Source organism: Peribacillus sp. TE19612, assembly GCF_056279465.1.
Genome location: NZ_JBWCCL010000002.1, coordinates 56,910 through 69,574, shown reverse-complemented (window position 1 = coordinate 69,574; position 12,665 = coordinate 56,910). Strand labels below are relative to the sequence as shown.

The window sequence follows — 12,665 nt, the reverse complement described above, 5'->3', positions numbered from 1 at the left end:
CCCCCTTTATAAAAATGTAACATTTAACCAAATCCTGCCATTTCATTTTTTCATAAACTGCTTGTGATCTTTTTTCTTCTATTATAAAGCCACAGCCTTTATTAGCAGGTCCGCGATATGCACCGCTTTTGTGCATTCCCCCAAGTTTTCCCTCTCGATCCCCAATTGCATTTGCAACAGGCAGCCAGGGTTTGCCGTGACAACAATATCTGCCTGTGTCGATTTAGTGTGCTCCATTTTAGAGTCGAGAATGTTCATGGACATCTCTGATTCAACAATATTATATATCCCAGCTGAGCCGCAGCAGCGATCGGCATCCTTCATTTCCCTGAAATCGATTCCTTCTATTGATTGAAGGAGAATTCGCGGAGCCGAGGAGGTGTTCATCACATTCCGTAAGTGACAGGAATCCTGGAAAGTTACGGATTGAGCTGGCAGTTTCAGGCGAACTTTTTCCTGAAAACGCAAATCAACAAGGATCTGGCTGATATCTTTCAACTTATTTTTAAATGAGATTGCACGGTCGTGCCATTCCGGTTCATCTTGGAGCAGATGATCATAATCTATGAGAAAAGCGCCGCAGCCGCCGGCATTCGTAATGATATAATCAACTTCCTCCGTTTCAAAGGCTTCAATATTACGCTTGGCCAGTTGCTTTGCACCTGCTTTTTCACCACTGTGACCATGCAGCGCCCCGCAACAGGCCTGGGATTTCGGAATCACGATTTCACATCCGGCCAGCTGAAGAAGCTTTAGTGTGGCCTTGTTCGTTTCCAAAAACATCGTATCCATCAAGCAGCCGGAAAAGAAAGCCACCTTTTTGAGGGGGGTTCCGATAGCAGGCAGTTCGGTTGGCCGATTTTTCATTTCTGATTTTTTCGGGACTTTCGGCAGCACTTTTTCCATGGCTGCCAAATTATCCGGAAGCATGTTGAGGACTCCCGTTTTACGGGCCATGTATTGAAGGCCTGATTTCTGATAGAAGCCAAGCAAACTTGTCATGGTCTGCATTCGCTCCTGGTGCGGGAATAGTCCACTAAAAACGGCCTTGCGGATCGTTTTTACAGGGAAGCTGTGTTTTTTATTCTGATGGATGATATCCCTTGCTTCTTCAAGAAGATGTCCGTATTTCACACCTGAAGGGCACACAGGTTCACAAGCCCTGCAGCCGAGGCAAAGACTCAACGACCGTTCTACATCCCTATCTGGCTCAATCACGCCATCGGCCACCGCTTTCATAAGTGCAATCCGGCCCCTTGGTGAATGGGATTCCTTCAGCCCCGATTCTATGTATGTCGGGCAATGGGGTAAGCAAAAGCCGCAGCGCATACAATTCAACAATTCATCTTCATTCATTTTTTCCGCGAATTGAATGGCAATGGTTTCCCTTTCCTGAACTGTCGTCATGTAGAAACCACCACCCTTTTCCTGGTTTCCTTGGCAAATACTTTGCCGGGATTCATGATGTTATTGGGATCGAAAGCCTGTTTAATCGCCCTCATGGCATCAATCCCTTCTTTCTTCAGCTTCCATTCAAGATACGGGGCCTTCATCGCTCCTACACCATGTTCACCGGTTATCGTCCCGCCAAGGTCGATAGCCGCGGCAAAAATGTCGGCAAAAGCGAGCTCCACCCTCTCCATTTCCTCATGATCACGAGCATCGGTAATGCATGTCGGATGGAGGTTCCCATCCCCAGCATGACCGAACGTGCAAATGTCCACGTTATGCTTGTCAGCGATCTCATTAATCGCTCTAACCATTTTGGCAATTTCCGAGCGAGGAACGGTGGCATCTTCCAAAATGGTCGTCGGCTTGAGGCGTGCCAATGCGGAAAGTGCTGTCCGTCTTGCCGTTTTCAAGGCGACAGCGTCAGATTCAGTTTCGGCAATTTCCACGGAAACCGCCTTTTCCTCTAGACAGATATCGGCCATTCTTTTCATATCACGTTCCACCACTTCAGGCGGTCCATCCTGTTCAATCAGCAGGACGGCTTCCACATTGGTAGGTAAACCGATTTTCGCAAAGTCCTCAACCACGATCAACGTCGGCCGATCCAGAAATTCCAATGTCACAGGAATGATCTTATTTGAAATGATCTTGGCCACTGACTGGGCTGCAGCATCCAGATCTTGATATAAGGCAAGCATCGTCTTAGTCGTTTCCGGCATTGGAATCAGCTTTAAGGTCGCTTCCGTAACGATGCCCAAGGTCCCTTCCGATCCGACAAAAAGTTTCGTTAAATCATATCCGGCTACATCTTTGGCAAGCTTGCCCCCTGTTCGAATGATGTCCCCATTTGGAAGGACCACTTCAAGCCCGATGACATAATCCCGGGTGACTCCATACTTTAAGCCTCGCAGTCCACCTGAATTCTCATTAATGTTGCCGCCAATCGTGGAGATTTTCATCGAACTTGGATCCGGCGGATAAAACAACCCCTTCTCTTCAACTGCTGAAATCAAGTCCAAAGTGATGAGCCCAGGCTGTACGGTCGCCGTTAAGTTCTCCTCATCTATTTCAAGTAATGAATTCATTCGATTGAATAAAAGGACAAGCCCCCCGTCTGTCGGGCATGTGCCTCCGCTTAAATTCGTCCCAGACCCGCGTGGAACGATCGGAACATTGTATTCGTTGCAAACTTTGACGATGGCTGCGACTTCAGCTGTGCTGCCCGGTTTGATGACAGCATCCGGCATCGCTTGAAACCCAGGCGTTGCATCATATGAATAGACTAGACATTCCACTTTCGAGTCATCGTAATTCTCCTGACCGACGATGGTAAGAAGTAGCTGCTTAACCTGCTTTGTTAACATGTACATCCTCCTCATATAAACATAGGAAATTCGAGATTTTTTATATGATGTAAGTATAAGAAAAAAACACTCGGCCTTCTATGTATGAATATATAGAATTTTGAGCTTTTCATAGAATTAATTTGTATGTTTATCCAATACACTTAATGCTAGATATATCGTGACTAAATCGACTGGTTTCCTAGGATTCAGCCGGGTCAAATCCTCTATGCGCTTGAGCCTGTAATGGAGGGTATTGATATGAATATGGAGGGCTCTAGCGGTCTCTTTTAAAGATAGATCACATGCAAAATACATGGAAAGGGTTTTAAGCAGCTCCTCATTAGGTAGCAACTCCTGAATCGTCCGGGATAAATATTCCTGTCTTGTTTCAGCGGTAACTTCATCAAGCAGGACCTCAAGTTTCAAGTCCTCGTCAAATATGATACCTGATGAAGAAGACGCGATTTTCAAGGAACGTTCCGCTTTAAAAAACGCTGGCCTGAAAGCGGATCCTGATGCACGCGAACTAACTCCTGCACACACTTTATAACCCGAACTCTCTTCCAGCTTTTTTTGCAGTTTACTTAGTTTCATATATTGCTGGTTTTTTGAACCGATGAAATCGGCCATTGAAAGAATGACGAATCGGTTCCTCCCCCAACGTACTGCGATGTCATTGGGATGCTGCTGTCTTATGAATATCTGAAGCGTTCTCCATACATGAGGTTCAATGATTTCCTCCGTCTTGAATTCACCAAGGGTGATGATCCGGTCCGCATGAACATCGACCCCAAGCAACTTGGCCTTCTGAAGGAAGTGCTCATTGAACGTCTGCAGCTGATGCCATTCAAATACAAAGAATTCCATCAGACGTGATTGGGATTCTGCTTGTTCAATATGATAGCTTTCCTGAATGAACATCTCCGTCATCTTTTTTAATAGTTCCGCATAAGGGGAAACATGTTTGGGGTCACCTGTAATTCCAATGACACAAACGGCTTCCTGATTAAAGAAAATAGGCAGGTTTATCCCTGCCTTCACTCCTTTCCAACTTCGTTCATCCTGTTTATTGATGATCAATTTCTCACGATTGTTGAAAGCGTGGATGGCTCCTTCATGAAAAGATCCAATACGGCTGCCATCGGTGCTGGCGATAATCATGCCAGCATGATCAATAATGATGATCTCCTCATCAATCAGTTTTCGAACCTCATGCACCAATTTTCCTGCAACAGCTGCCAATTGCATGATATGTCCTCCTTTTTTGAATGGACTTGAAAATATTTCGAGGCTCCCCGATGAAAAGGGAGCCTCATTCTACTTATGGAATCATCCAGGAAAGGACGCCATTTTGCAAGAAGGTAATCACACAAACAAGCAGCAATAAAAATAAGCTATGTTTAAGCGTGAATCTCAATAATTCCGATTCCCTGCCCGCCAATCCTACGGCAGCACAAGCTATCGCTATCGATTGGGGGGAAATCATCTTTCCGGTGACCCCTCCGGAAGAGTTCGCCGCCAGTGCCAAGACCGGTTCCATCCCCACTTTAAGCGCAGTCACTTTCTGCAGACTGCCAAATAAGAGGTTGGCTGATGTATCCGATCCGGTAATGAACACACCCAGCCAGCCGAGAACAGGTGCGAAGAACGGAAATAAATCACCCGATTTTGCCAGGGTCATCCCTAATGTTGTCGACATGCCTGAAGCATTCGTCACATAAGCAAAAGCGACCACGGTAGAAATCATCAAGATTGGTTTGGCCAACTCTTTCATCGCTTCAACAAAGGTGCCATAAAAGTCTTTTGCAGACATGTGTGCGATGAACTTCGTTACGATGGCAGCCAGTAAAATGGCCGTCCCGGCTGCTCCGAGCAGTTCTATTTTATAGAAAGCCGCAATCGGCAATCCATTGCTTCCGATTATCTCATTATGCAGACCTGGCACTTCGATTTGGAAGGTTAATAGTTTCCCGATTTCATTGATTCCGCCAAGCAGCACATTGTTGCCTTCATAATGTCCGGATAGTGCCGGCTTTATTGGGTTCATCCCCCATATTGTGATGAAAAGCGTTAACAGAAGGAATGGTGACCAAGCATGGAATATCTGCCATTTCGTGTATTTTGTTTCCGTTTCGGCTGTATATAATGGTTCGACAGCAGCTGCCGTTTCCTCTGATGCAAAGCGAAAGATCGTTTTAGGTTTCCAGAATTTAAGGAAAATCGCCAAAGCAAACAGTGACACTAACGCGGAAAGGATGTCCGGTAATTCGGGCCCAAGAAAATTCGAACTTAAGTATTGTGTGATGGCAAAGGAAATTCCGGAAACCAAAATTGCCGGCAAGACCTCAAGCGACCTCTTCCACCCAGTCATGATTAAAATGAGATAAAGCGGAATGAAAGCCGAAAGGAATGGCAATTGGCGGCCGACCATTTTGGAAATCTCCATGGCGGCTATGCCAGTAGGGCCTTCCATGGCGATGATCGGTATTCCAACCGCCCCGAATGCTACCGGAGCGGTATTCGCGATCAAACAAATCCCGGCTGCATATAGCGGGTTAAAGCCGAGACCGACTAAAAGCGCGGCTGAAATGGCGACCGGTGCTCCAAATCCCGCAGCACCTTCTAAAAAGGCCCCGAAAGAAAATGCCACCAATAATGCCTGGAGGCGCCGATCTTCCGTAAGCGAAAGCACAGAAGAACGAATGATATTGAATTGTCCGCTTTTAACAGTCATCTTGTACAAAAATACGGAAGTGATGATTATCCATCCGATTGGGAGCAGCCCATATACGCCTCCTTGTGAAGCGGACATCACTGCTTTTCCTGCAGGCATCCCATATATCAATACAGCCACTGCAAGAGCTACAAGCAACGTGGTTATACCTGCCATGTAACCTTTCATGCGTTTGATGGTAAGCGCCCAGAAAAAGTAAAGAATTGGAATGAGTGCGGCAAGAGATGATAAAACTAAATTATCGGTAATCGGCGTAAAGTTTTGTGTCCATGTCATTCATTTCGACTCCTTTTTCAATAAATTTTTTAAAAAATTCAGAAATTAAACGATAATTGAAACCCCTTACATATTCAAATATTCAAAGTCATCAGATGACTTGATGAGTACTCATTTAAATTAAATGATTGAAAATATAAAATCAAGATTTTTTTTATTTTTTGTTGATTTTTTAACGCTTCTGGAAGTGTCAAAGATCATTTGTGTTATATAATATTAACTAGAGAAACTCATAGAAAATAGAGGTGCTACTACTTGGTATATAAAAAAATAAAGCCGAAAAAAATTTATGAAGAAGTCAGCGATGAACTTTATGAAATGATTCGGTCAGGCAGCCTGAAACCAGGTGAACAATTGGATTCCATTCAGCAGCTTGCGGAAAATTTCCAAGTCGGGCGCCCGGCCATCCGCGAAGCATTAAGTGCATTGAGTTCAATGGGTCTTATTGAAATAAAACAAGGTGAAGGAACATTCGTCAAAACCTTCGACCCCGCCATCATGAACCACCCATTGTCTGCCGCCCTTTTGATGGATCAAGACAATATCAAGCATTTACTGGAAGTTCGGAAAATCCTTGAGTCCGGTACGGCAGAAGTGGCAGCGAAGAAGAGAACGGAAGAAAACCTTATCGAACTCAAGGACATGCTTTTTAATATGGACAAGGTCTCGGATGATGAAGAACTAAGTGATGAAGCGGATATCTCCTTCCATGTTGCCGTGGCAAACGCATCACAAAATGAGCTGCTGATTACATTGATGAACCATGTTTCAGAATTAATGACGGAAAAGATGCGTGATATCCGCCGGGTTGCGCTTTATTCCGAAGAGATGACACTCAAGCAGCTTTACCAGCAGCATGTCAGGATATATGATGCAATCGTGGCACAGGATGAAGACGGAGCCCGCAGTGCCATGCTGTTTCATCTTCAAAGCGTCGAGGAATCGCTGGACCGGGTCATCCAAAAAAATCAGCAAAAGAATCATTGACATTCCTTTAAATTTCAAAAATACCCTATACAAAAAAGGATTAAATTGATATATTATTTTGAAAACGATTACTTCATTTAAAAAATCTTGGAAATTGGTATCTTCTCTTAGCCATTTCCTTTTTCCATTTTCTAGTCATCAGATGACCTGTTAACCTATTTTGAAAAAGGAGGAGTTCAGATTGAAAGTTACTCTCTTTGCAACATGTTTAGTGGATTTGTTTCAATCCAATGTCGGCAAAGCGACAGTGGAGCTACTCGAGAGATTAGGCTGTGAGATCGATTTCCCGGAGTCCCAGATATGCTGCGGACAGCCGGCATATAATAGCGGGTATACGAAGGAATCGAAGGAAGCCATGAAAAAGATGATTAAAACGTTCGCGGATGCTGAATACATCGTAACCCCTTCCGGTTCCTGTGCAGCGATGTTCAAGGAATATCCGGTTCTTTTCAAAGGCGATGCCGTATGGGAAAGGAAAGCGGCATCATTAGCTGCTAAAACATATGAATTGTCCCAATTCATCGTGGATGTCTTAAAAGTGACCGACGTCGGGGCTACCCTCAAGGGAAAGGCCACTTATCATACTTCATGCCATATGACACGGCTGCTTAAGGTGAAGGAAGCCCCTGCCATTTTATTAAGCCATGTCAGGGGGCTGGAAATGACACCACTTCCGGATGCCCAAAACTGCTGCGGGTTCGGGGGGACCTTTTCGGTTAAGATGGGTGACATTTCCGGGCAAATGGTCGAGGAGAAGGTATGCAATATTGAAGCTACCGGTGCCGACTTTTTAATCGGCGGGGATGCAGGATGTTTGATGAATATCGGCGGACGGATCAAAAGGAAGGGGCAACCGGTGAAAGTCCTTCACATTGCGGAAGTCCTGAATAGCATTTAAAGAAAGCGAGGAGGGAAAAACTTATGGCTATGAAAACCAGCTCTGCCAAATTTAAAGACCGGGTGGATGAAGGAATACATAATGACTTTATGCGATTGGCCGTATCCAGTGCCCAAGAACGATTACACGGAAGGCGGCTGACTGCCGTTGATGAATTGGGGAGCTGGGAGGATTGGCGTTCCCTTGGGGAAGAAATCCGGCAGCATGTGCTCAGTAACCTTGATTTCTATTTGCACCAGCTTGCCGAAAACGTTTCGAAAAGGGGCGGTCATGTCTTTTTCGCTGAAACCACTGAACAAGCAAGCGGCTACATTAAGGATGTCATTGTAAAAAAGAATGCCAAAAAGGTCGTGAAATCCAAATCGATGGTCACGGAAGAGATCAATTTGAATGCAACTCTTGAGGCAGTTGGCCTCGATGTCGTTGAAACAGACCTTGGAGAATACATTTTACAAGTGGATGATCATGATCCCCCTTCCCATATCGTCGCACCTGCGCTCCACAAAAATAAAGAGCAGATTAGGGATGTTTTTAAAGAAAAGCTTGCTTATACGCAAACCGAAAAACCGGAGGAGCTTACCGCCCATGTGCGGGGCATTCTGCGGAAAGATTTCTTAAGCGCCGATGTGGGCATTACCGGCTGTAATTTTGCGATTGCGGAAACGGGCTCGATCGGACTGGTGACGAATGAAGGAAATGCCGATTTGGTCACTGCCCTCCCAAAAACGCAAATCACCGTGATGGGAATGGAACGGCTTGTACCTACATTCGATGAATTCGAAGTCCTTGTCAGCTTATTGACAAGAAGCGCTGTCGGCCAAAGATTGACCAGTTACATCACCGCACTTACCGGTCCGCGTGATGAAGGCGATGCAGACGGACCCGAGGAGTTTCACCTTGTTATCGTAGATAATGGCCGCTCCTCCATCTTAGGGACTGAGTTTCAATCCGTTCTTCAATGCATTCGCTGTGCTGCCTGTATAAATGTCTGTCCGGTCTATCGCCAGGTTGGCGGTCATTCATATGGTTCAATATACCCCGGACCAATCGGTGCTGTGCTTTCACCTTTACTCGGAGGATATGATGATTTCAAGGAACTGCCATATGCCTCCACTCTTTGTGCAGCCTGTACGGATGCCTGTCCGGTTAAGATTCCTCTCCATGATTTACTGAGGAAGCATCGGGAAGTCATCGTTGAAAAGGAAAAAATGGCGCCGTTTTCAGAAAAGATGGCCATGAAGGCCTTCGGAATTGGTGCGGCATCGCCTATGCTTTATAAGTTCGGCTCCAAAATGGCCCCATCAGCGATGTCACCTTTTAAAACCGGGGATATCATCTCGAAAGGACCGGGACCGCTCAAAACTTGGACAGAAAGCCGCGAGTTCCCTGCTCCAGGAAAAGAGAGCTTTCGAGACTGGTTCAAAAATCGGGAAAAAGGAGGGAAACCATCATGAATGGAACCATCCATAATGAAGGGACATTTTTAAACAATATAGCCAAAAACCTGGGAAGGGCTCCTATTACGGAAGGCATCTCCGTTCCGGAATGGAAGCATGCCCCCCAAAAAGAAGTTATGAAACATGCGACACAAAATGATCTTGTCGCGGAATTGAAGGAGCAATGTAAACGGGTGCATACTCAATTTCACATTACCGATTCCAAGCAAGTGGTGAATTGCTTAACACAGGTGATCGAGGAACTTGGAAACGGCCCCGTGATCATCCCTAAGGACGATCGATTTACCGAGTATGGGTTAGAGGGTATCTTAAAGGAAAAAGATGTCCATATATGGGATCACCAAGCCGGGAATGAAAATATCGAAAAAGCAGAAAGTGCTAACATCGGAATCACATTCAGTGAGATGACACTAGCAGAATCAGCGACCGTCGTCTTGTTCAGCGACAAGGACCACGGCCGTTCCATAAGCTTCCTTCCTTCCTGCCATGTTTCCATCATTCCAAAAAGCACCATCGTTCCGCGAATGACCCAGGCTGCTGCGGCCATCCGTTCAAAGGTTACCCGGGGCGAAGTCGTTCCTTCCTGCATCAATTTCATAACAGGGCCGAGCAATTCGGCTGATATCGAAATGGACCTTGTCGTCGGCGTCCATGGACCCATCAAAGCCGTCTATATTATGGTCGAAGACAAGTAGAAATAAGAAAAAGAAAATGGAGAGGACCTAAATTAGGCCTCTCCATTTTTAACTTACTATATTACTCATAAATGATCCGATCAACCGCTTCGCGATCGAGTCGTTTAATCACTTCGACAATGAGCTTAACTGCATTCTCATAATCATCCCTGTGAAGCATTGCTGCGTGTGAATGAATGTAGCGTGTGGCAATCGTGATCGCCAGAGCGGGAACACCATTTGCCGTTAAATGGATGGAGCCGGCATCCGTCCCGCCGCCCGGAATCGATTCGTATTGATAAGGAATATTCATTTCATCAGCTGTGTCGGTGACGAAATCGCGTAATCCCTTATGTGCCACCATTGATGAGTCATAGATGACGATTTGCGGGCCTTCCCCCATCTTGCTCATCGCTTCTTTTTCGGAAATCCCCGGTGTATCACCAGCAATGCCGACATCGACGGCAAAACCGATATCCGGCTGAATTTTGAATGTGGATGTTTTGGAGCCACGCAGGCCGACCTCTTCTTGCACTGCGCCAATTCCATAAACTACGTTAGGGTGGTCGCTGTCTTTCAGCTGTTTAAGCACATCAATGGCGATTGCACAGCCAATTCGATTGTCCCAGGCTTTGGCGAGCAGCATCTTTTCATTATTCATAACCGTGAATTCAAAATATGGCACAACCATATCCCCTGGCTTGACGCCCCATTCCTTAACCTCTTCTTTACTGGATGCCCCAATATCAATAAACATATCCTTAATATCAATCGGCTTCTTCCGCGCTTCCGCTGACAGGATATGTGGCGGCTTGGAACCGATAATGCCAGTTATATCCCCTTTACCCGTAACGATCGTCACGCGCTGGGCCAGCATTACCTGTGACCACCAGCCCCCTACCGGCTGAAAACGCAAAAAGCCTTTATCATCAATTTGGGTGATCATGAAACCGACTTCGTCCATATGCCCGGTAACGACGATTTTCGGTCCGTTTTCATCTCCCGTTTTCTTGGCAATCAAACTTCCCAGGCCATCTGTCGATATTTCATCCGCAAATGGTGTTATGTATTCGGTCATCACTTTTCTTACTTCACTTTCATTTCCTGCAATGCCTTTAGCATCCGTTAAGGCAGCAAGCATCTTTAACGTTTCATCCAATTGAGCCATTCCCTTACCTCCTTATAACTTACATTACAAGAATAATTATACAGACAATCGATTTCATAAACAATCAGTAGCCTTGCTTTTGCCTTTCGTAATTCACTTCATTTTTGCTTACATATGCTTTTTCCACATCCGCTGCGGAGAATCCAAGCAACTCCCCTAACTGTAAATAAGCGGTAAAAACCTTTTGGTAAGATGACTCTGTCAACTGTGTGCGAAATTCACTGATGTAGCCGTAAATGGCAGTAAATTGAACCGTCAAATCCTCCTGATGGAACTTTAGGGCAGATGGAGCTTCCGGTACAAATCCCCGTTCGATCCCGAGTGACAAAATGAAATGAATGCCATCCACGTATTCAGCCAAAATCGTTTCTTTATCAGAGGGTCCTTTAAGACTCCAGAATTTAAAACATCTTGTTTCATTGGCAAGCTCTCCAAGCTCCACTAAAAGAGCAAGTATCTTCCGTTCCACCAAGTCTTCCGCACCCAAATCATGCTTGGATTGTATATGCTCATCCAAAGCTGCCTGCATTTCCATTAATTTACTTATGTTCATTTTCATCACTTCTTTCCTTCGTCTCCCCTAAATTATATCAAATAAATGAAACTTATTAAAAACCCATACGTAAATGAAAGGGAATCACTCTGTTTAAGGAGGTAGCTCCATGGTATTGATCATGCGGTTCATTCTTTTGGCTCTCATCATTTTCTTAATTTATACAGTCATTAAATACCTATTTAATCCGAAAAGAAAATTAGAGCTGGCACATGAACAGAAAAAATTCTTTCTGCTCGACGATACAGCCAATATACGAAAGAATTTTCTATTGACGTACAACGGGGTGATGTTTGAAGGGGAAAAGTATTTAGGGACGACGGAACGCTCCTTCGAGGTCATCTCCATCTTCATTTGGCCTAAAAAAGTGGCAGGCCTGAAAGGCTTGAAGCGAAATGATTTCTTAAAAATCGAGGCAGCCATAAAAAAACAATACCCGGATGCCGTTATTGATTGGAAGAGCCCGGTCAAGGAGTTCTTACAAAATTGAAAAAAATCACGCATAATGAAGAGCCTTGAGGAAAATGGACTCAAGGCTCTATATTAATCATCTGAACGAAAAAATTCCTTCCAGGGGACGACCGTCTGCTTCTCTCTCAACAAATAGATCAATAAGGTTAAGGATAATAAAATGATGACGATCAGCGTGGGACTGAAATCTGCAATATAGTGGCCAAAAACCGTGTATACGAATGCTACAGGGAGATTGGTCATGAAGGATAGGTAAAAATAGTTTTTCAGTCCTTTATTGGATTCCAATAAACAAAGCGACAGTAAATAAAAGTGTATGAATGGTATTAGCCTGAGTACTGCAATTTGCCGGCTGTTCAGCTTTCGGTTTCCAAACAGCTTATTCTTAAGCCGCAGCAGCCTATCCTTTGTTTTCGGAAATTTGCCTATCACGAAATAAAAGGCCAGGCTGGACAGCGTCAAACCGATTACCGAATAGATGGTTCCAAAAGCTGCCCCGAATAATACTCCTCCAGACATGCAAACCACAATGACGGGAATGAATAAAAATTGCCTTAATAAATGAAAAGTGATAAAAATCAACGGTGCAAACACGCTTCCAGATTGAACGTAGCTCATCACAAGTGTCAGTTTATCATTCATGCTCTCC

Annotated in this window: 12 protein-coding genes; 5 read left to right on the top strand and 7 right to left on the bottom strand. The window is 44.8% G+C overall.

The features are described from left to right. Positions 1–81: 81 nt before the first annotated feature. From ACZ9AO_RS03665 to ACZ9AO_RS03650, 4 genes are all read right to left on the bottom strand, one after another. Entirely contained in the window at positions 82–1,407 is a 1,326-nt protein-coding gene (locus ACZ9AO_RS03665; RefSeq protein ID WP_251539766.1) for a (Fe-S)-binding protein, read from the bottom strand. After that, a complete protein-coding gene (glcD, locus tag ACZ9AO_RS03660) occupies positions 1,404–2,816 on the bottom strand; it encodes a glycolate oxidase subunit GlcD (protein ID WP_476108501.1) in 1,413 nt (470 codons plus the stop codon). The genes ACZ9AO_RS03665 and glcD overlap by 4 nt, the downstream gene beginning before the upstream one ends. Before the next feature lie 117 nt (positions 2,817–2,933). After that, positions 2,934–4,046, bottom strand: a complete 1,113-nt coding sequence (locus ACZ9AO_RS03655; protein WP_476108500.1) for a PucR family transcriptional regulator — start codon at positions 4,044–4,046, stop codon at positions 2,934–2,936. Positions 4,047–4,119: 73 nt separating this feature from the next. Then, the gene (locus tag ACZ9AO_RS03650; RefSeq protein ID WP_072273361.1) at positions 4,120–5,808 is read right to left on the bottom strand and encodes an L-lactate permease; all 1,689 of its coding nucleotides are present in this window, start codon (positions 5,806–5,808) and stop codon (positions 4,120–4,122) included. 255 nt (positions 5,809–6,063) lie between these two features. On the opposite strand from ACZ9AO_RS03650, the gene ACZ9AO_RS03645 reads away from it, so the two are divergent. The 4 genes from ACZ9AO_RS03645 (at position 6,064) to ACZ9AO_RS03630 (ending at position 9,845) form a co-directional block, all read left to right on the top strand. Further along, the gene (locus ACZ9AO_RS03645; protein ID WP_476108499.1) at positions 6,064–6,795 is read left to right on the top strand and encodes a FadR/GntR family transcriptional regulator; all 732 of its coding nucleotides are present in this window, start codon (positions 6,064–6,066) and stop codon (positions 6,793–6,795) included. 181 nt (positions 6,796–6,976) lie between these two features. Then, positions 6,977–7,693: a (Fe-S)-binding protein gene (locus tag ACZ9AO_RS03640; protein WP_476108498.1), complete on the top strand. Its 717-nt coding sequence runs from the start codon at positions 6,977–6,979 to the stop codon at positions 7,691–7,693. Positions 7,694–7,716: 23 nt separating this feature from the next. Next, on the top strand, positions 7,717–9,147 hold the full coding sequence (locus ACZ9AO_RS03635; RefSeq protein ID WP_476108497.1) for a LutB/LldF family L-lactate oxidation iron-sulfur protein: 1,431 nt from the start codon (positions 7,717–7,719) through the stop codon (positions 9,145–9,147). Continuing rightward, positions 9,141–9,845 (top strand): LutC/YkgG family protein, encoded by a 705-nt coding sequence (locus ACZ9AO_RS03630; RefSeq protein WP_476108640.1) that lies wholly within the window; start codon positions 9,141–9,143, stop codon positions 9,843–9,845. The genes ACZ9AO_RS03635 and ACZ9AO_RS03630 overlap by 7 nt, the downstream gene beginning before the upstream one ends. Before the next feature lie 61 nt (positions 9,846–9,906). On the opposite strand, the gene ACZ9AO_RS03625 is transcribed toward ACZ9AO_RS03630, so the two are convergent. Continuing rightward, positions 9,907–10,992 carry a M42 family metallopeptidase gene (locus ACZ9AO_RS03625; RefSeq protein WP_048681196.1) on the bottom strand — a complete coding sequence of 362 codons (1,086 nt, stop codon included), beginning with the start codon at positions 10,990–10,992 and terminating at the stop codon, positions 9,907–9,909. A gap of 64 nt (positions 10,993–11,056) precedes the next feature. After that, on the bottom strand, positions 11,057–11,545 hold the full coding sequence (locus ACZ9AO_RS03620) for a dUTP diphosphatase (RefSeq protein WP_251539843.1): 489 nt from the start codon (positions 11,543–11,545) through the stop codon (positions 11,057–11,059). A gap of 109 nt (positions 11,546–11,654) precedes the next feature. Between ACZ9AO_RS03620 and ACZ9AO_RS03615 the strand changes: the two genes are divergently transcribed. After that, the gene (locus ACZ9AO_RS03615; RefSeq protein ID WP_048681192.1) at positions 11,655–12,035 is read left to right on the top strand and encodes a hypothetical protein; all 381 of its coding nucleotides are present in this window, start codon (positions 11,655–11,657) and stop codon (positions 12,033–12,035) included. A 53-nt stretch (positions 12,036–12,088) separates the two neighbouring features. On the opposite strand, the gene ACZ9AO_RS03610 is transcribed toward ACZ9AO_RS03615, so the two are convergent. Then, positions 12,089–12,658 (bottom strand): TVP38/TMEM64 family protein, encoded by a 570-nt coding sequence (locus tag ACZ9AO_RS03610; RefSeq protein ID WP_048681189.1) that lies wholly within the window; start codon positions 12,656–12,658, stop codon positions 12,089–12,091. Between the last annotated feature and the right edge of the window lie 7 nt (positions 12,659–12,665).